The sequence below is a fragment of the Streptomyces sp. CNH287 genome, assembly GCF_000424825.1.
Window position 1 is genome coordinate 37372 of the sequence record NZ_AUKQ01000020.1, and the last position, 19598, is coordinate 56969.

Consider the following 19598-nt stretch of genomic DNA (forward strand, 5'->3'; position numbering starts at 1 on the left):
GGCCCCGGACGCGCTACACCGGCCCCGCCACCACCGCGACAGGCTTGCCCAGCGGCAGCCCCGAGCCGTCCCGGCGCGGGTCCGCCTCCGGCAGCTCCACCGGTACGCCGGCCTTCGTCGCGGCCTTGGCCGGACTCGCCCCGGCCCAGGCCAGGGTGAGGCAGTCCTCGCCCTTGAGGAAGCGCTGGCAGCGCACTCCGCCCGTCGCCCGCCCCTTGCGCGGGAACTGGTCGAACGGGGTCAGCTTCGCCGTGTGCACCGAGTCGTCCAGCGTCCCGTGCGAGCCCGCGACCGTGAACACCACCGCCTCGGCTGCCGGATCGACCGCCGTGAAGGAGATGACCTTCGCGTCCGGCCCCAGCTTGATCCCAGCCACGCCCCCGGCCGCCCGCCCCTGCGGGCGCACCTGGCCCGCCTGGTAGCGCAGCAGCTGGGCCTCGTCGGTGATGAAGACCAGGTCCTCGTCGCCCGTGCGCAGTTCGACCGCGCCCACCACGCGGTCGCCGTCCTTGAGGCCGATGACCTCCAGCTCCTCCTTGTGGCCCGGATAGTCGGGCACCACGCGTTTGACCACGCCCTGCTCGGTGCCAAGGGCGAGGCCGGGGGAGGACTCGTCCAGCGTCGTCAGGCAGACCAGCCGCTCGTCCGCCTCCAGGGACAGGAACTCCGAGATCTGGGCCCCGCCCGCCAGGTTGGGCGGCGCCCCCGTACCCGGCGGCAGTTGGGGCAGGTCGACGACGGCGATGCGCAGCAGGCGCCCGGCCGAGGTGACGGCGCCGACCTCGCCGCGGGTGGTGGCGGGCACGGCGGAGACGACCACGTCGTGCTTGACGCGCTTGGCCGAGCCGCCGAACCCGCTGTCGCCGTTGGCCGTACGCGCCAGCAGCCCCGTCGAGGACAGCAGCACCCTGCACGGGTCGTCCGCGACCTCCAGCGGCACCGCCGCCAGCGGGACGCCGGCCGATTCCAGCAGTTCGCTGCGGCGCGGTGTGCCGTACTTCTTGGCGACCGCGGCCAGCTCCGAGGAGACCAGCTTGCGCAGCTCCGCGTCCGAATCCAGGATGCGGGTCAGCTCCTCGATCTCGCCGCGCAGCCGGTCCCGCTCGCTCTCCAACTCCAGCCGGTCGAAACGGGTCAGCCGCCGCAGCGGGGTGTCCAGGATGTACGCCGTCTGCACCTCGGAGAGGCCGAAGCGCGCGATCAGGGCCTCCTTCGCCGCCGCCGAGTCGTCGCTCGAGCGGATGAGGCGGATGACCTCGTCGATGTCGACCAGGGCGACGAGCAGGCCCTCGACCAGGTGCAGGCGGTCCTTCCGCTTGCCCCGGCGGAACTCGCTGCGCCGCCGCACCACGTCGAAGCGGTGGTCGACGTAGACCTCCAGCAGCTCGCGCAGGCCCAGCGTCAGCGGCTGCCCGTCGACCAGCGCGACGTTGTTGATCCCGAAGGACTCCTCCATCGGGGTCAGCTTGTAGAGCTGCTCCAGGACGGCCTCCGGGTTGAAGCCGTTCTTGATCTCGATCACCAGGCGCAGGCCGTGCCGCCGGTCGGTGAGGTCCTTGACGTCGGCGATGCCCTGGAGCTTCTTGGAGTTGACCAGATCCTTGATCTTGGAGACGACCTTCTCCGGGCCCACGGTGAACGGCAGTTCCGTGACCACCAGGCCCTTGCGGCGCGTGGTGACCTGGTCGACCTCCACCGTCGCCCGGATCTTGAAGGTGCCGCGCCCGTTCGCGTAGGCGTCCCTGATGCCGTCCAGCCCGACGATCTTGCCGCCGGTGGGCAGGTCGGGACCGGGCACGAAGCGCATCAGCGTCTCGAGATCGGCGCCCGGGTGCTTGATCAGGTGCCGGGCGGCGGCGATCACCTCACCCAGGTTGTGCGGCGGCATGTTCGTCGCCATCCCGACGGCGATCCCGGAGGCGCCGTTGACCAGGAGGTTGGGATAGGCGGCGGGCAGCGCGACGGGCTCCTGCTCGCTGCCGTCGTAGTTCGCCGTGAAGTCGACGGTGTCCTCGTCGATCGACTCGACCATCAGCCCGGCGGCGGGGGCCGATCTGCACTCGGTGTAACGCATCGCCGCGGGCGGGTCGTCGTTGCCCAGGGAGCCGAAGTTGCCGTGCCCGTCGACCAGCGGCAGGCGCATCGAGAAAGGCTGCGCCAGCCGCACCAGCGCGTCGTAGATCGCGCTGTCGCCGTGCGGGTGGAGCTTTCCCATCACCTCGCCGACCACGCGCGCGCACTTGACGTACGGCCGCTCGGGACGCAGCCCCATCGCGTGCATCTGGTACAGAATCCGGCGGTGGACCGGCTTCATTCCGTCGCGGGCGTCGGGCAGCGCGCGCGAGTAGATGACCGAGTAGGCGTACTCCAGGAAGGAACCCTGCATCTCGTCGACGACGTCGATGTCGAGGATGCGCTCCTCGAAGTCGTCCGGCGGCGGGGTCTTCGTACTGCGGCGGGCCATCGCGGCAGGGGCTCCTTCGTGCGTACGGACGGGTGTTCGCGGACCATTGTGGCCCGTGCCTCTGACAACCGGGCTCCCGGCCCGGCTCTCGGCACGTACCGTACGGGAACTTCGCGCACTGTCGGCGCGCTTGCATAGAGTGACGGACAGAAATGACGCATCACCTCACGCGACCGAAGGGACTCCACCCCTATGGGCCACACGGCCACGCCTGAGCCCGCCACCGGCGGGCTGACAGCGACCGAGCACCGGCTGGCCAACGGCCTGCGCGTCGTGCTCTCCGAGGACCATCTGACGCCGGTCGCCGCCGTCTGCCTCTGGTACGACGTCGGCTCGCGGCACGAGGTGCGCGGGCGCACCGGTCTGGCACACCTCTTCGAGCACCTGATGTTCCAGGGCTCGGCGCAGGTGCCGGGCAACGGCCACTTCGAACTGGTGCAGGGCGCGGGCGGTTCGCTCAACGGCACGACCAGCTTCGAGCGCACCAACTACTTCGAGACGATGCCCGCGCACGAGCTGGAGCTGGCGCTCTGGCTCGAGGCGGACCGGATGGGCTCGCTGCTGACCGCCCTGGACGAGGAGTCCATGGAGAACCAGCGCGACGTGGTGAAGAACGAGCGCCGCCAGCGGTACGACAACGTGCCCTACGGCACCGCCTTCGAGCGGCTGACCGCCATGGTCTACCCCGAGGGCCACCCCTACCACCACACCCCGATCGGCTCGATGGCCGACCTGGACGCCGCCTCCCTGGAGGACGCGCGCGCCTTCTTCCGTACGTACTACGCGCCGAACAACGCGGTGCTCTCCGTGGTCGGAGACATCGACTCCGAGCGCACGCTCGCCTGGATCGAGAAGTACTTCGGCTCGATCCCCGCGCACGACGGCAAGCAGCCGCCCCGGGACGGCTCGCTGCCGGACACGCTCGGTGAGGAGAAGCGCCAGGTGCTGGAGGAGGAGGTCCCGGCGCGCGCGCTGATGGCCGCCTACCGCCTCCCCTCGGACGGCACGCGGGAGGGCGACGCGGCGGACCTGGCGCTGACCGCGCTGGGCGGCGGTGAGTCCTCCCGGCTGCACAACCGGTTGGTGCGGCGCGACCAGAGCGCGGTGGCGGCCGGGTTCGGACTGCTGCGGCTGGCGGGCGCCCCGTCGCTGGGCTGGCTGGATGTGAAGGTCTCCGGCGGCCGGGAGGTCGCCGAGATCGAGGCCGCCGTCGACGAGGAGCTGGCCCGGTTCGCGGCCGAGGGGCCGAGCCCCGAGGAGATGGAGCGGGCACAGGCCCAGCTGGAGCGCGAGTGGCTGGACCGGCTGGCGACCGTCGGCGGCCGTGCGGACGAACTGTGCCGGTTCGCCGTACTGTTCGGCGACCCGCAGCTGGCCCTCACCGCGGTACGCCGGGTGCTGGACGTCACGGCGGAGGAGGTGCGGGCGGTCGCCGCCGAGCGGCTGCGTCCGGACAACCGGGCGGTGCTCGTGTACGAGCCCACCGAGTCCCCCGAGCAGGCTGAGCAGGCCGAGCCCGCCGACGACACCGCGGAAGCGGACGAGAACGCAGCCGAGGAGACCGTTCAGTGAGCGAGAGCAACACCCCCGCGGGGGCGACGATGGATTTCCACCCCCGGCCGGTCGGCGGCGAGCCGACCCCCTGGGCCTTCCCCGCCCCCGAGCGGGGCACCCTGCCCAACGGGCTGACGGTGCTGCGCTGCCACCGCCCCGGCCAGCGGGTCATCGCCGTCGACGTCAACCTGCCCGCCCCGCTGGACGCCGAGCCCGCCGGGCTGGACGGCGTCGCCACCCTCATGGCGCGGGCCCTGACGGAGGGCACCGACAAGCACGACGCCGAGGAGTTCGCCGCCGAACTGGAGCGCTTCGGCGCCACCTTGGACACCCACGCCGACCACCCGGGCCTGCGCGTCTCCCTCGAGGTCCCGGTCTCCCGGCTGTCCAAGGGGCTCGGCCTCCTCGCCGACGCGCTGCGCGCCCCCGCCTTCCCCGACAGCGAGATCGAGCGGCTCGTCCGCAACCGGCTGGACGAGATCCCGCACGAGCTGGCCAGCCCGGCCCGGCGCGCCGCCATGGAGCTGTCCAAGGAGCTGTTCCCGCCCGAGTCCCGGATGTCCCGGCCCCGGCTGGGCACCGCGCAGACGGTGGAGCGGATCGACGCGGCGGCGGTCCGCGCGTTCTACGAGGCGCACGTACGGCCCTCCACCGCGACCGCGGTGGTCGTCGGCGACCTGACCGGCGTCGACCTGGACAAGGAACTGGCCGACACGCTGGGCGCCTGGGCGGGTTCGGCGGCCGAGCCGCTGCCGATGCCGCCGATCACCGCCGACGACACCGGCCGCGTCGTGATCGTGGACCGGCCGGGCGCGGTGCAGACCCAGCTGCTGCTGGGCCGGATCGGGGCGGACCGCCACGACCAGGTCTGGGCGGCCCAGGTGCTGGGCACCTACTGCCTGGGCGGCACCCTCACCTCCCGGCTCGACCGGGTGCTGCGGGAGGAGAAGGGTTACACCTACGGCGTGCGCGCCTTCGGCCAGGTGCTGCGGTCCGCGCCGGACGGCACGGGCGCCGCGATGCTCGCCATCAGCGGCTCGGTCGCCACGGAGGTCACCGGGCCCGCGCTCGCCGACCTGTGGCAGGTGCTGCGCACCCTCGCCGCCGAGGGCCTGACGGACGAGGAGCGCGACGTCGCGGTGCAGAACCTCGTGGGCGTGGCCCCGCTCAAGTACGAGACGGCCGCGGCCGTCGCGGACACCCTGGCCGACCAGGTGGAGCAGCACCTGCCGGACGACTTCCAGGCCCAGACCTACGCGCGGCTCGCCACGACGGGCACGGTCGAGGCGACCGCCGCCGCCGTCAGCGCCTTCCCGGCGGACCGGCTCGTGACGATCCTGGTCGGTGACGCGGCGCAGATCGCCGATCCGGTGCGGGAGTTGGGCATCGGCGAGGTGACGGTGGTCTCCGGCACCTGAGCCTCGGACCCGGCGCCGAAGCCCGCGCGGCCCCCGCCGTCCCACCCGGGACGGCGGGGGCCGCGCCGGTTGTGCCGCTCGGGCGCCACTGTGGCGTACGCGACAAACAGCCGGATTCGTTTGGCAGTTCACCCCGGCCCGCTCTAGCGTCGGTCCGGCTGTGCATCAGAAGTGCCCGCGACCGCGGCCGACGTACAGCCATCGCCGAGTCCCCCACGGCGCGAGCCAGGGGAGCCGGGGACCCAACCATGAAGTCCCTGGGGTGAATCGGGCGGCCTCCCGCGAGGCGGCCTGTAGGAGACCTTCCTGCTCCGAACCCGTCAGCTAACCCGGTAGGCGAGAAGGAGGGAAAGGAGTACGCCGCCTCATGGCGTTCACCCGTGCCACGGGCAAGCACCGACGTCCGGCCCGCGCCTCTCGCACGAGGGCGCAGCTGGCCGGAGTGGCGGGCCTCGCCACCGTCGGCGTCGTCGGCTCACTCGCGTCCCCGGCGCTCGCCGCGTCCCGGCCCTCGCAGGCCCCGGCGCCCGACACCGCCCCGGACACCCCGGCTCCGGCGGACACGCCGCTGCCGCAGACGCCCGTGCTCGGCGACTACCTCGCCGAGTCGCTCGTCGAACAGGCCCACACCCAGGAGGACGCCGCCGCCCGGACGGCCGTCGAGGCCGCCGCGAAGGCGGAGGCGCGTCAGCGGGCCGAGCAGGCGCGGGAGCGGGCGGCGGAGCGCGCCCGGGAGAAGGCGGCCGAGCGGGCCGCCCGGTCCCGCCCGGCGGAGACGCGTGCCGCGCGCAGTGCCCCGCAGGAGCCGGCGGCGCAGCGCCCCGCGGCGGCCGGCGGCTACGTCCTGCCGGTGGCGGGCTCGTACGTCTCCACGCCCTACGGCGTGGGCGGCGGCATGTGGTCCTCGGGCACCCACACCGGGGTCGACTTCCACGCCGCCTCCGGCACCTCCGTACGCACCGTCGGCGCCGGTGAGGTGGTCGAGGCGGGCTGGGCCGGAGCGTACGGGAACAACGTGGTCGTCCGGCACCAGGACGGCACCTACACGCAGTACGGGCACCTGTCGTCCGTGGCGGTCACGCCCGGTCAGCAGGTCACCGCGGGCCAGCAGCTGGGCCTCTCCGGCAACACCGGCAACTCCCAGGGACCGCACCTGCACTTCGAGGCCCGCACGGGCGCGGAGTACGGGTCGGACATCGACCCGGTCGCGTACCTGCGCGGGCACGGCGTCGCACTCTGACCGGACCTGGCGCCTGACCTGACCTGACCGGCCCTGGAGCGTACGAGGGGCCTGCCGTGTGGACCGCGCCGGGGCGAAGTGCCCGGTACGGTCCACACGGCAGGCCCCGCCGGTCCGCCGCGGCTCAGACGGTCTCCGGCAGTTCCTCCAGGCCCTCGGCGACGAGCTTCGCCAGCCGGTCGAGCGCCACCTCCGCGCCGTCGGCGTCGGACGCGAGGATGATCTCCTCGCCGCCCTCCGCACCCAGGCCCAGCACACCGAGCATGGACGCGGCGTTGACCGCGCTGCCGTCGCCTTTGCGGACGGTCACGGGGATGCCCGCCGCGACGGCCGCACGGCAGAACATCGAGGCGGGGCGGGCGTGGAGACCTTCGTCCCAGCCGACGGAGACACGGCGTTCAACCATGGTTCAGCCCTTCGGATCGTAGGTTGTCTAGACCAGTCTCGCATGTGGTCGGCCGCGCCCCCGCAGGTACCCGCTCCGCCGTGCCGCGCCCGGTCCGCCCGCCCGTCCCCTCGCTACCCTGAACCCATGCGGACCCCGGCGGAACGTGCCTACCCCACCCACTGGGAAGCCGACGTGGTGCTGCGCGACGGCGGCACCGCCCGGATTCGGCCCATCACGCCCGATGACGCCGACCGGCTGGTCGCCTTCTACGAGCAGGTCTCGGACGAGTCGAAGTACTACCGCTTCTTCGCGCCCTACCCGCGTCTCTCCGACCGCGACGTGCGGCGCTTCACGCACCACGACTACGACGACCGGGTCGGGCTGGCCGCCACCATCGGGGACGAGTTCATCGCGACCGTGCGCTACGACCGCATCGACGCGACCGGCCGTCCCGCCTCCGCCCCCGCGGACGAGGCCGAGGTGGCCTTCCTCGTCCAGGACGACCACCAGGGCCGCGGGGTGGCGTCCGCCCTCCTGGAGCACATAGCCGCGGTCGCCCGTGAGCGCGGAGTCCGTCGGTTCAGCGCCGAGGTGCTGCCCGCCAACGCCAAGATGATCAAGGTCTTCACCGACGCGGGCTACTCCCAGCGCCGCAGCTTCGAGGACGGCTCGGTCCACCTCACCTTCGGACTCGAACCCACCGAGCAGTCGCTCGCGGTGATGCGCGCCCGCGAGCAGCGCGCCGAGGGCCGCTCCGTACGCCGCCTGCTGGCACCCGCCTCCGTCGCCGTCGTCGGGGTGAGCCGCACGGCGGGCGGGGCAGGGCGCTCCGTGCTGGAGAACCTCCGGGCCGCCGGCTACACGGGGCGCGTGCACGCGGTGAACAGGTCGGCCGGGGCAGGCGCGCGGCTGGCGGGCCACGAGGCCCACCGCTCGGTGCGCGACATCCCCTCGGGCGTCGACCTCGCCGTCCTGGCTGTGCCCGGCCGCGAGGTGCCCTCCGTCGTCGCCGACTGCGGTGAGCACGGCGTGCAGGGCCTCATCGTCCTCGCCGCCGACTTCACCCGGGAGCAGCAGCGGACGCTGGTACGGCAGGCCCGCTCGTACGGGATGCGGGTCATCGGGCCCAACGCGTTCGGGCTGATCAACACCGACCCGGAGGTCCGCCTCAACGCCACACCCTCCCCGGCCGTGCCCGGCCGGGGGCGCATCGGCCTGTTCACCCAGTCGGGCGCCATCGGCATCGCACTGCTGGCCGGGCTGCACCGCCGCGGTGCCGGGCTCTCGACCTTCGTGTCGGCGGGGAACCGGGCGGACGTCTCGGGCAACGACGTCCTCCAGTACTGGGACGACGACCCCGACACCGACGTCGTGCTGATGTACCTGGAGTCGATCGGCAACCCGCGCAAGTTCACCCGCCTGGCGCGGCGCATCGCCACCCGCAAGCCGGTCGTGGTCGTCAAGGGCGCCCGGCACAGCGGCAGCGCGCCGCCGCCCGGCCACGCGGCCCCCGCCTCCCGCACGCCCGACGCGACGGTCTCCGCGCTGCTCCGGCAGGCCGGAGTGCTCACGGTGGACACCGTCACCGAACAGGTCGACACCGGCATCCTGCTCGCCGCCCAGCCGCTGCCCGCCGGGCCGCGCGTCGCGATCCTGGGCAACACCGAGTCCCTCTGCCTGCTCAGCTACGACGCCTGCCTCGCCGACGGGCTGCGACCGCTGCCGGTGCGCGACCTGACCACCGCCGCCACCCCCCAGGACTTCCGGCACGCCCTCCGCGCGGCGCTGGACGACCCGGGAGCGGACGCGGTTGTGGTCACCGTCATCCCCTCCGTCGACGACAGCCACGTCTCGGAGCTGGCCGCGGCGCTGCACGCGGCGGTGGCGGAGTCGGCGGACGGCGCGGCCAAGCCGGTCGCCGTCGTCCACCTGTCACTCGAAGGGCTGGACGAGGCCCTCGTCGGACACGGCATCCCCACCTACCCGGCGGCCGAGCGCGCCGTACGCGCCTTGGCCCAGGCGGTCCGGCACGCCGCCTGGCGGTCCGCGGCCGGTGCTCCGGGCCGGGTGCCGGAGTTCGACGTCGACGAGTCGGCGGCGGCGGAGCTGCTGGCGCGTGCCACCGGGCGGCCGGCCGCGGCGGACGGCCCCCACTCGGCGGCGCAGGCGGCGCAGGCGGGCGGCACGGCCCCGCCCGGCGGGCCGGAGGCCGCCGCCTCCCGCCGCACCGTCCAGCCCGCCGCCCCCCGCGAGGCGCCCGCGACCACCGCCGCCGCGCTCGTCCCCGAGCGCGTGCGCAGCCTCCCCCTGGAGGCGCCCGACGTCGCCGCCCTGCTGGCCCACTACGGCATCCCCGTCCAGCCCACCAGCCCCGCGGCCACCCCCGCCGCCGCGGTCGCCGCCGCCGACCGCCTCGGCTATCCGGTGGCGCTCAAGACCACCGCCCCCCACCTGCGCCACCGCGCCGACCTCGGCGGCATCCGGCTCGACATCACGGGCCCCGACGAGCTGCGGCGGGCGTACGCGGAGATCACCGGAGCCCTCGGCGCGGCGGCGGAGCTGCGCCCCGTCGTCCAGGCCATGGCACCGCGCGGCGTGGACACCGTCATCCGGGCCGCCGTCGACCCCTCGATCGGCGCCGTGCTCTCGTTCGGCCTCGCGGGCACCCCCTCGGAGCTGCTGGGGGACACCGCGCACCGGCTGGTGCCCGCGACCGACCGGGACGTCGCCGAGCTGGTGCGCGCGATCCGCTCGGCACCCATCCTGTTCGGCTGGCGCGGCGCTCAGCCGGTGGACACCGCAGCCCTGGAGGACCTGCTGCTGCGGGTCTCCCGGCTCCTTGACGACCACCCGCAGATCGTCGCCGTGGACCTGGAACCGGTGGTCGTCGCGCCGCGCGGCCGAACGGTGCTGGGTGCGGCGGTACGTGTCGCGGAGCCGCCGCCCCGGGACGACGAGGGCCCCCGCAGCCTGCCTGCCTACTGAGGGCGCGGTGCGCCGTAGGATGGTCCCCATGGCGAAGACCAGTACGACGACCCAAGGGCTGCGCGCGGCCATCGAGCGCAGCGGCTACTACCCGGCTCTCGTCGCCGAGGCGGTCGAGGCGGCCGTGGGCGGCGAGCCCGTGGCCTCGTACCTGGTGCACCAGGAGACGACGTTCGACTCCAACGAGGTCCGCCGCCACGTCACCGTGCTCGTGCTCACCGGCAACCGCTTCATCGTCAGCCACACCGACGAGCAGCCCGCGGACGGCACCTCCGCGTCGCCGTCCGCCACCACCTCCACGGAGTCCGTGAAGCTGGAGCGCATCTCCTCCGTCGTGCTCTCCAGGGTCGTGGCCGACCCCGAGTCGTACACGCCGGGCACCCTGCCGCGTGAGGTCGTCCTGACCATCGGCTGGGGCGCCGTCTCCCGGATCGACATGGAGCCGGCCAGCTGCGGCGACCCCAACTGCGAGGCGGACCACGGCTACACCGGCTCCAGCACCATGGACGACCTCTCGCTGCGGGTGAGCGAGGCGGGCGACGGTCCCGAGACCGTCCGCCAGGCGCTGGCGTTCGCCCAGGCGCTGTCCGAGGCCACCGCCGCCCGTCCGGGGGCCGCCAGGTGAAGCCGGGCGACACTACGGGCCCGGCCGCCACGGGTCCCGCCGCACCGGCCTGGCCCGACGAGCCGGCCCCGCTCGATCCGGGCACCGCGCCCGTCCCGCGCTACGGCCACGGCTCGCTGGCCGATCTGCTCCCGGCCATCGCTTCGGGGCAGGGGGTACCGGAGTTGCGCACGGGGCTGGTGCTGGAGCCCGCGGACCGCGCCTGCGTCTTCCTCGTCGACGGGATGGGCTGGGAGGCGCTGCGGGCACACCCCCAGGAGGCGCCGTTCCTGCACTCCCTGCTCGGCACCTCCAGCAACGGCACGGGGCAACCGCTGACCGCGGGGTTCCCCTCGACCACCGCCACCTCGCTGGCCTCGGTGGGCACCGGGCTGGCCCCCGGCGAGCACGGCCTGCCCGGCTACACGGCGCTCAACCCCGCGAGCGGTGAGCTGATGAACCAGCTGCGCTGGCGGCCGTGGACCGACCCGCACCTGTGGCAGCCCCACCCGACCGTCTTCCAGCGCGCGGACGCCGCCGGGGTCGCCACCTGCCAGGTCTCCGCCCCGCACTTCGAGCACACCCCGCTCACCCAGGTCGCGCTCTCCGGCGGCACCTTCCACGGCCGGCTGACCGGCGAGGAGCGGATGGACCTGGCCGCCGAGCGGCTGTCGGCGGGCGACCGCGCGCTGGTGTACACCTACTACGCCGAACTCGACGGCAACGGCCACCGCTACGGCATGGACTCGGACGCCTGGCGCGGCCAGCTCCAGTACGTCGACCGGCTCGCCCAGCGACTGGCGGAGCAACTTCCGCCCCGCGCGGCCCTCTACGTCACCGCCGACCACGGCATGGTCGACGTCCCCCCCACCCCGCAGGCCCGGTTCGACTTCGACGAGGACTGGGAGTTGAAGGCGGGCGTCGCCAAGCTCGGCGGCGAGGGCAGGATGCGCCACCTGTACGTGGTGCCGGGCGCCGCCCGGGACGTGGCCGCCGTCTGGCGCGAAGTCCTCGCGGACCAGGGGTGGGTGGCCACCCGGGAGGAGGCCGTCGCCCTGGGCTGGTTCGGGCCGCGGGTGGACCCGCGGGTCCTGGCGCGGATCGGGGACGTGGTCGCGGCGATGAGCGGCACCGCCGCCGTCGTGGCCACGCGCACCGAGCCGAAGGAGTCCGCGCTCGTCGGCATGCACGGCTCGGCGACTCCGGCCGAGCAGCTGGTGCCGCTCCTCGAAGTGCGCACCTAGCCCGACGGCCGCCGTGCGGCACCCGCAGCGCCGCGATCCGCCCGTGCTCCGCCCGCCCGATCCGCCCCGACCGACTGACGCTGAAAGGCCCGACTCCCGATGCCAGAACTGGTCTTCTTCAGCGGCACGATGGACTGCGGGAAGTCCACGCTCGCCCTCCAGATCGAGCACAACCGCTCCGCGCGCGGCCTCCAGGGCATGATCTTCACCCGCAACGACCGCGCGGGGGAGGGGCGCCTCTCCTCCCGCCTCGGCCTGGTCACCGAGGCGGTCGAGGCGGGCGAGGGATTCGACTTCCACGCCCACCTCGTGCGGCACCTCACCAGCGGCGGGCGTACGGACTACGTCATCGCGGACGAGGCGCAGTTCCTCTCACCGCAGCAGATCGACCAACTCGCCCGCGTCGTGGACGACCTGGGCATCGACGTCTTCGCCTTCGGGATCACCACGGACTTCCGCACCAAGCTCTTCCCCGGCTCCCAGCGCCTGATGGAACAGGCCGACCGCGTCGAGGCGCTCCAGGTCGAGGCGCTGTGCTGGTGCGGCGCGCGGGCGACGCACAACGCGCGCACCGTCGGCGGGACGATGGTGGTCGAGGGCGCGCAGGTCGTCGTCGGCGATGTGGGCGGCTCGGCGCCCTCCGGTGAGGTCGGCTACGAGGTGCTGTGCCGCCGTCATCACCGCCGCCGCCTGACCGCCGCCACCGCACGGGAGGGCGCCCTCTCCCCGGACGTGCTGCCGGTGGACGCCCCGGCCCGTACGGACGCCGCCGCCGTGGGCCGCCCGCGCGACGGCCGCCCGCACGGCGTGGCGGGCGGGTTCGAGGGCTTCAGCCCGAACGGGCGTCCGTCCTGAGCACGCTGAACCGGGCCCCCTCCGGGTCCGCCAGCCGCGCAAGCCGCCCGTGCGGCGAGTCGCCCGGTGCGCGGACGACGCGTCCGCCCAGACGCTCGATCCGCCCGGCCGTCTCGTCCGTGTCCTGCACGGCGAAGAAGGTCTCCCAGTACGGCCCGCGGGAGGGCGGCAGTTCACTCCCCAGACCGTGCACCCCGGCGACGGGACTCCGGTCCAGGCAGAGCATCAGGTCGTCGGACCCGGTGGCCTCCGGCCGCTGCGCGGGCCACTCCGTCGCGTAGCCGAAGACGGTCGCGTAGAACGCGCTGACGTAGGCCGTCTCGCTGGTCACCAGCTCGTACCAGACCGGCGTGCCCGGGGCGCCGTCGGCCGATGGCGTGCCCAGGCCCTTCGGCGTGTGGGGCTGCCACACTCCGAACGAGGCCCCCAGCGGGTCGGCGGCGATCGCCAGCCGCCCGGCCCGCGGCACCTCCAACGGGCCGACGGCGACGGTGCCGCCGCACTGCCGGATCATGCCCGCGGTGACGTCCACGTCGTCGCTGGCCACGTACGGCAGCCAGGCGGTGTGCTGCCAGGCCGTCTCCCCGGTCAGCTCGCCCAGACCGGCCACCTCGTGTCCGTCGGCGAACGCGCGTACGTAGGGGCCCGGTTGCCGGGGTGCGGGGCGGAACTCCCAGCCCAGCAGCTCGTGGTAGAAATCCTGGCTCGCGGACAGGTCGTGCACCATCAGACTCGCCCAGCAGGGTGTGCCGTGGGTGTGCCGGTGCCGAGTCGCTGCCTCGGTCATCTGTTTGTCTCCTCAAGGACCATCATCGATGCGGTCGTGCTCCGGTCGTGCTCCGGTCGTACCGTCGGTCCCCCGTACGAGCAGATGCTCGCACCCCCTCCGGCCCGGCACCGGGGGCCGCGCCGGATTCCGGGCATCCTCGGGGAGGATGGCCGGTTCGGCACCGCTCTGTGCCGCTGCGCGCGGAGCGCCGCGCAGGAAACCCCCCGTGCCCGCAGGGGAGACGCACGGCGTCGCACGCGGAGCCCCGGGCGCACGGCGCGACGGAGCGGCGCGCCCGGCGGGGTGCGCGCGAGCACGGTCGGCGGCGCGGGGGGCGAGCCGGCGCAGCTCGCCCCCCGCGCCGTTCAGTCCTTCTTCCGGCGGGTGCCGAAGACGATCTCGTCCCAACTGGGCACTGCCGCGCGGCGGCCGGGACGCACGCCGTCCGCCTCGGCCTGCCGGTCGGTGTTGCCCGTCAGCCGCTCGCGGTGCGCGCCCACCGAACGCGGCATCAGCACGTCCGCGTAGGCCGAACCGGCGCTGGCCGCGGGCGGCTCGGCCGCCTCCCGGTCCTCCTCGGAATCCGGCTCCACGGCGCCCGGCCGCTCGCCGTCCGCCGTCTCCGGCGGCGCGGCCGACGCCGCAGGAGCGGCGGGCGGCTGCTCGGGCACGACCATGTCGCCACGGAAGCTGGGCACCGCCTCCAGCAGGCTGGTCAGCGAATCCGATCCGCTCTCCGGCGCGCTCTCGGCAGGCACGGGCGGGCCGACCGCGTCGAGGCCGACACGCTCGGGGCGCTCCGGCCGGTCCCGCGGCAGCCGCGCGATCCGCGGTACGAACGGGAAGCTGGGCTCCGGGGTGTCGTCGGTCTCGCCGATGAGCGCCCGCGCCTCGTCCTCCACGGCCTGCACGAGCCGCCGCGGCGGGTCGTACGTCCAACTGGCGGCGTGCGGCTCGCCCGCGACCTGGTAGGTCAGCAGGACTTCCCAGGTGCCGTCGTCGCGGCGCCAGGAGTCCCAGTGCACCGACTCCTTGTCCGCGCCGCGCATCAGCAGCCGCTCGGCGACCGCCTCGCCCAGCTGCGGCCCGGTGTTCTCGCCGGGCCTGCGCACCGGTGTCTTGCGGGCGCGCTCGGCCATGAAGGCGCGCTCGGCCAGCACCGGGCCCTCGAAGCGGCGCACGCGCTCGACCGGGATGCCGCCGAGCTGGGCGACCTCCTCGGCGGACGCGCCGGCCCGGATACGGGCCTGTATGTCGCGGGGACGGAGGTTGCTCTCGACCTCGATCTCGATCTGGCCGAGCCGGGCGCGGTCGTTGCGGACGGCGGCGCGCAGCCGTTCGTCAATCGGAAGGGTGTATTCCGTGCTGTCGGCAGCCTTGAGCACCAGCCGTGTGCCGTCGTTGCTGACGGCCACGACACGCAGTTCGGGCATCGGAACCTCCCGGGTGGTGCCTGCCGACGTCACGTGCGTCGCTGCTCCCGCTAGACGAAGTGTGGCCTGGCCGGGGTCCGGCCTGCCACAACATTGCCGACCTGCCCGGCGTGTCGAGTCCAGGCCATGATCCGCCGTTGTGGCACGGTTACTTGTTTACCACTCACGGTAACCGTGGTCACCCTGAGCTGCGTAGTCGGGTTCGGGTCGTGGCCAGGGCTCGTCACACTACTCCATTCGTGCCATCCGGGGTGGCCCGGCGCGCCGCCGATGTTGGCGGCGGGAGTGGTGTGAGGCGTCACCAAGGGCCGAACAGCCCTTCCCCGGTGGGGAAATTCACACATCCACCACAAATGGAACTATCTCTCCCGCTCGCTTGTCTCTCATAGGTGCATGGTGCCGGAAATGCGTGACTGAGGCGGGAGATGGACAACAAAGATATAAGCGACCCGGAGCGTGTTCCGGGGAGCAAGAGGATCGAACTGAGCGTTCCGCAGGTCGCGGGCAGCGCGGCTGCCGCGGTGACGGGCGCGGTGCTCGCCTCCGGCCTCAGCGTCTACGGCACGATCATCGGTGCCGGGGTGGTCAGCGTGGTCGCGACCACCGGCGGGGCGCTCTACCAGCACCTGTTCAAGCGCACCAGCGAGCAGCTCCGGGAGGCCGCGAGGCCGCTGCCCCGGCGGGCGCGGCAGCACGGCACGGGCGGCGGCGCTCGCGACGCCACCGGTTCCGGGGACGCTTCGGGTGCCCGGGACGCGGCCGTACGGCCCGGTCCGCGCGGTGGCGAGCGTCACCCGGAAGTGGCGTCGGGCGCGCGCCCCGAGCCCGCCGAAGCCGAGTACTCCCGTGCGATTCCGGCCCTCGGCCACCCGGCCACGCCCCGGGACGTGGCGACCCAGGTGCTGCGGCAGCCCGAGCCGCCCGTGCGGTCCGAGCCGCCCGAGCCGGAGCGCGGCGGGGACGGCTTCGGCGCGCCCACCGAGCACGGGCGTACGCGCCGCACGCTGCGCGCGCGGCTCGCCGTGTCCGCCGGGGTGTTCGCGCTCGCCATGGGCGCGATCACCGGACTCGAACTGGCCACCGACTCCTCGCTCTTCGGCTGGTGGCACGGCGACGACAAGGGCGGCACCACCATCGGCCGCGCCGTGAGCGGCGACCAGGGGGACCGCGGCGACGGCGACCGCGGCGACCCGCAGGACGAGCGGGAGCAGAAGCCGGACCAGCCCGCCCCCGAACCCACCAGCGACAGCGGCCGTGGCACGGACACGGACGAGGACGGAGACGGGCGGCGTGCACCGGGCTCCGACTCCACCGAGCCGGACCCGGGCACGACCGGCGGCACCGGTGACGCCGACGAGGACCGGCGCCCCTCCGGCGGCACCTCTGAGGAGGGTTCGGCGGAACCGGACGAGGACGGCGCCGGCGGCCCGTCGCCCGCGCCCTCGCCCGGCGGTACGGACGCGGGCGGCGCGGACCCGGGTGAAACGCGCGGCCCCGCGGGCGTCGACAGCCCTTAGCGGCTGCCGCCGGCCAGGCCCTGGGGCGGTGCCTGCTCGCCGAGCACCCGCCGCAGATAGGCGTTGCCGAACACCCGCTCCGGGTCCAGCCGGTCCCGCACCGCGGTGAACTCCGCGTACCGCGGGTACACCCCGGCCAGGTACGCGGCGTCGCGCGAGTGCAGCTTGCCCCAGTGGGGCCGCCCGCCGTACGCGGTCATGATCCGCTCCGCGTCGGCGAAGTACGCCTGGTGCGGCACGCCCCGGTAGCTGTGCACGGCGATGTACGCCGTCTCGCGCCCGCTCGCCGTCGACAGCGGGATGTCGTCCGCCGGCGCGGTCCGTATCTCCACCGGGAAGCTCACCCGGTGCCGCGAGCGCTCCAGCATCGCCTTCAGCTCCCGCAGCGCGTCCATCGCCGCCTGCCGGGGCAGGGCGTACTCCATCTCCACGAAGCGCACCCGCCGCGGGCTGGTGAACACCCGGTAGGGGATGTCGGCGTACGTACGGGGGGACAGCGCGCGGGCCGCGAGCCGCGCGGTGGCCGGGACGGTGCCCGGGGCCGCCCGGCCCAGGGAGCAGACCGCCTGGAAGACCCCGTTGGAGATCAGCTCGTCGTCCACCCAGCCGCGCAGGCGCGGCAGGGGTACCGCCCCGCCCGCGCCGCGGTTGTTGCGCTTGGTGTGGCAGCCGTCCGTGTGCGGGAACCAGTAGAACTCGAAGTGCTCGTTCCCGGCCACCAGCTGGTCGAACTCGGCGGTCACCCGGTCGAAGCCCATCGGCTCCTCGCGGGCCGTGAGGAGGAAGAGCGGTTCCACCGCGAAGGTGAGGGCGCTGATCACGCCGAGCGCCCCGAGGCCGATCCGCGCCGCCGCGAAGACCTCCGGATGCTCGGCGGGCGAGCAGCGCAGCACCGAGCCGTCGGCGAGCACCATCTCCAGCCCCCGGATCTGGGCGGCGATCGAGGCCGTCTCGCGCCCGGTGCCATGGGTGCCGGTGCTGACCGCCCCGGAGACCGTCTGCGCCATGATGTCGCCCATGTTGGCCAGGGACAGCCCCTCGCCCGCCAGGGTTTCGTTCAGCTGCCGCAGCGAGGTGCCCGCGGCCACCGTGACGGTGCCGCCCGCGCGGTCGATCTCCCGGATGCCGCTGAGCCGTTCCGGCCGGATGAGCACGCCGCCGGTGGCGGCCACCGAGGTGAAGGAGTGCCCGGCGCCGACGGGCTTGACGCTCAGCCCGTCCTCCGCCGCCCGCCGGACCACCTCGGCCAGCGCCGCCGTGGAGGAGGGGGCCGCGGTGCGCACCGGACGTGCGGCGACGTTGCCCGCCCAGTTACGCCAGCTCGCTCCGCTCCTGGCCGACCGTCCGCCCATCTCCGCCCACCCCTCCGTTCGTCGGCGGTCGCAGCCGCCGGTGTCCGAGGAACGCGACGGCCGTCGCGCGGGCCCCGGCGACGCCCGGTACGGCGTACGTGCCCGGCACCGCGGGAGCCGACCGTCCAGCCCGCCACGGCCGAGCCGGGCGCGATCCCGACGGCGAGGCCCGTGGTGCGCCAGGTCATGCTCTCGGTCAGGCCGGCCCGTCAACGATCCGCTGGGCCAGTCCGACGGTGGTGACCCTCGTCGGCGCGACCGTGAGACCCGCGGCGAACAGGGCCACCGCGAGCCAGAGCAGGTTCCCCACCAGTTGGAGGGGGATCATACTCACGGCCATCGCACGGACGCCCGCGAGCCGGCGGCTCGAGGCGGGTGGCGAGAGCGGGAGGAGTCCGTGGACGGCGCCGCCAGGACTGGTCCCGGCTCGAAGGCGAACAGCAGCCAGTCCGGCTCCCCTGCCGCGCGCACAGCACCAACCCGGTGACAGCTGGGCACGGGCAGTGGCCTCCGGCGCGCTCGGAGTGCGCGGGGTAAGGAACGTCCGAGCCGGTGCAGCTTACGAACGGGAGGGGCTCCCGCACCCGCCCGGCCCGGATGGCAGGATCGGGGACATGTCCGACGCGCTCGATGCCCGCCCCTACGACGCCCTGCTGCTGCTCTCCTTCGGCGGACCCGAGGGTCCCGACGACGTCGTCCCCTTCCTGGAGAACGTCACGAGGGGCCGCGGCATCCCCAGAGAGCGGCTCAAGGAGGTCGGGCAGCACTACTTCCTCTTCGACGGGGTCAGCCCGATCAACGCCCAGAACCGCGAGCTGCTGGAGGTGCTGCGCCGCGACTTCGCCGAGCACGGCCTCCAGCTGCCCGTCTACTGGGGGAACCGCAACTGGGCGCCGTACCTCACCGACGCCCTGCGCGAGATGGCGCGGGACGGCCGCCGCCGCGTCCTGGTGCTGGCCACCAGCGCGTACGCCTCCTACTCCGGCTGCCGGCAGTACCGGGAGAACCTGGCGGCGGCGCTGGCCACGCTGGTGACCGAGGGACTGGAGCCGCCCCGGGTCGACAAGCTCCGGCACTACTTCAACCACCCCGGCTTCGTGGGGCCGATGGTGGACGGTGTCCTGGAGTCCCTCGCCGAACTGCCGGCACCTCTGCGCGAGGGCGCGCACCTGGCGTTCACCACCCACTCCATCCCCACCGCCGCCGCCGAGGCGTCCGGGCCCGCGGGCGGCGCGTACGTCGCCCAGCACCTGGAGGTGGCCCGGCTGGTCGCGGACGCCGTACGGGAGGCGACCGGCGCGGAGCGCCCCTGGCAGCTCGTCTACCAGTCCCGCAGCGGCTCGCCGCGCACCCCGTGGCTGGAGCCCGACATCTGCGACCACCTCACGGCACTGCACGAGGCGGGTGCGCCGGCCGCCGTGATGGTCCCCATCGGCTTCGTCTCGGACCACATGGAGGTCCTCTACGACCTCGACACCGAGGCGCGCGCGAAGGCGGCGGAGCTGGGCCTGCCGGTGGTCCGTTCGGCCACCGTGGGCGCGGACCCACGCTTCGCCGCGGCCATCCGCGAGCTGGCCGTGGAGCGGGCCGCCGCCGAGCGCGGCCGGCGGCCGGAGCGCTGCGCGCTGGGCACGCTCGGCCCCGCCCACGACCTGTGCCCCGTCGGCTGCTGCGCCCCGGCACGGCCGCTGCCCGCCGCGGCGGGTGCGGACAGCCCGTTCGTCTGACCGCCCGCTGCCGCAAGCCCCTCCACCCCCCACAATCCGCAGGGAGAA

Annotated in this window: 15 protein-coding genes and 1 riboswitch; of the genes, 9 read left to right on the plus strand and 6 right to left on the minus strand. The window is 74.3% G+C overall.

Annotated features, from left to right (window positions below):
• Window positions 1–13: 13 nt before the first annotated feature.
• Window positions 14–2464 carry a DNA topoisomerase IV subunit A gene (locus H299_RS0120295; RefSeq protein ID WP_027749905.1) on the minus strand — a complete coding sequence of 817 codons (2451 nt, stop codon included), beginning with the start codon at window positions 2462–2464 and terminating at the stop codon, window positions 14–16.
• Window positions 2465–2656: 192 nt separating this feature from the next.
• Here H299_RS0120295 and H299_RS0120300 point away from each other — a divergent pair, with 192 nt between their 5' ends.
• The 3 genes from H299_RS0120300 (at window position 2657) to H299_RS0120310 (ending at window position 6676) form a co-directional block, all read left to right on the plus strand.
• Window positions 2657–4036 (plus strand): M16 family metallopeptidase, encoded by a 1380-nt coding sequence (locus tag H299_RS0120300; RefSeq protein WP_027749906.1) that lies wholly within the window; start codon window positions 2657–2659, stop codon window positions 4034–4036.
• 29 nt (window positions 4037–4065) lie between these two features.
• On the plus strand, window positions 4066–5436 hold the full coding sequence (locus H299_RS0120305; RefSeq protein ID WP_037759827.1) for a M16 family metallopeptidase: 1371 nt from the start codon (window positions 4066–4068) through the stop codon (window positions 5434–5436).
• A gap of 192 nt (window positions 5437–5628) precedes the next feature.
• Window positions 5629–5790, plus strand: a riboswitch (cyclic di-AMP (ydaO/yuaA leader).
• A gap of 13 nt (window positions 5791–5803) precedes the next feature.
• Window positions 5804–6676 carry a M23 family metallopeptidase gene (locus H299_RS0120310; RefSeq protein WP_027749908.1) on the plus strand — a complete coding sequence of 291 codons (873 nt, stop codon included), beginning with the start codon at window positions 5804–5806 and terminating at the stop codon, window positions 6674–6676.
• 124 nt (window positions 6677–6800) lie between these two features.
• Here H299_RS0120310 and H299_RS0120315 read toward each other — a convergent pair whose 3' ends face one another.
• The gene (locus H299_RS0120315) at window positions 6801–7082 is read right to left on the minus strand and encodes an HPr family phosphocarrier protein (RefSeq protein ID WP_027749909.1); all 282 of its coding nucleotides are present in this window, start codon (window positions 7080–7082) and stop codon (window positions 6801–6803) included.
• Between the two features lie 126 nt (window positions 7083–7208).
• On the opposite strand from H299_RS0120315, the gene H299_RS0120320 reads away from it, so the two are divergent.
• From H299_RS0120320 to H299_RS35205, 4 genes are all read left to right on the plus strand, one after another.
• Complete coding sequence (locus H299_RS0120320) at window positions 7209–10049, plus strand: GNAT family N-acetyltransferase (protein WP_027749910.1); 2841 nt, start codon at window positions 7209–7211, stop codon at window positions 10047–10049.
• A gap of 28 nt (window positions 10050–10077) precedes the next feature.
• Window positions 10078–10674, plus strand: a complete 597-nt coding sequence (locus H299_RS0120325; protein WP_027749911.1) for a DUF5998 family protein — start codon at window positions 10078–10080, stop codon at window positions 10672–10674.
• A complete protein-coding gene (locus H299_RS0120330) occupies window positions 10671–11897 on the plus strand; it encodes an alkaline phosphatase family protein (RefSeq protein ID WP_027749912.1) in 1227 nt (408 codons plus the stop codon). The genes H299_RS0120325 and H299_RS0120330 overlap by 4 nt, the downstream gene beginning before the upstream one ends.
• A gap of 99 nt (window positions 11898–11996) precedes the next feature.
• Window positions 11997–12752: a thymidine kinase gene (locus tag H299_RS35205; RefSeq protein ID WP_199782473.1), complete on the plus strand. Its 756-nt coding sequence runs from the start codon at window positions 11997–11999 to the stop codon at window positions 12750–12752.
• On the opposite strand, the gene H299_RS0120340 is transcribed toward H299_RS35205, so the two are convergent.
• Together H299_RS0120340 and sepH are read right to left on the minus strand one after the other, a co-directional pair.
• Window positions 12727–13539, minus strand: a complete 813-nt coding sequence (locus H299_RS0120340; RefSeq protein ID WP_027749913.1) for a VOC family protein — start codon at window positions 13537–13539, stop codon at window positions 12727–12729. The two genes, H299_RS35205 and H299_RS0120340, sit on opposite strands and share 26 nt — an antisense overlap.
• 347 nt (window positions 13540–13886) lie before the next feature.
• Window positions 13887–14987, minus strand: coding sequence for a septation protein SepH (gene sepH / locus H299_RS0120345; protein ID WP_078512898.1), 1101 nt, complete (start codon window positions 14985–14987; stop codon window positions 13887–13889).
• A 392-nt stretch (window positions 14988–15379) separates the two neighbouring features.
• Here sepH and H299_RS39990 point away from each other — a divergent pair, with 392 nt between their 5' ends.
• Window positions 15380–16471 carry a hypothetical protein gene (locus H299_RS39990; RefSeq protein WP_199782474.1) on the plus strand — a complete coding sequence of 364 codons (1092 nt, stop codon included), beginning with the start codon at window positions 15380–15382 and terminating at the stop codon, window positions 16469–16471.
• Here H299_RS39990 and H299_RS35210 read toward each other — a convergent pair.
• A complete protein-coding gene (locus tag H299_RS35210; RefSeq protein ID WP_051262665.1) occupies window positions 16468–17823 on the minus strand; it encodes a D-arabinono-1,4-lactone oxidase in 1356 nt (451 codons plus the stop codon). The genes H299_RS39990 and H299_RS35210 overlap by 4 nt on opposite strands.
• 196 nt (window positions 17824–18019) lie before the next feature.
• Complete coding sequence (locus H299_RS39680) at window positions 18020–18157, minus strand: hypothetical protein (RefSeq protein ID WP_158692364.1); 138 nt, start codon at window positions 18155–18157, stop codon at window positions 18020–18022.
• 280 nt (window positions 18158–18437) lie between these two features.
• On the opposite strand from H299_RS39680, the gene H299_RS0120365 reads away from it, so the two are divergent.
• Window positions 18438–19550, plus strand: coding sequence for a ferrochelatase (locus tag H299_RS0120365; protein ID WP_027749916.1), 1113 nt, complete (start codon window positions 18438–18440; stop codon window positions 19548–19550).
• The last annotated feature ends 48 nt before the right edge of the window (window positions 19551–19598 follow it).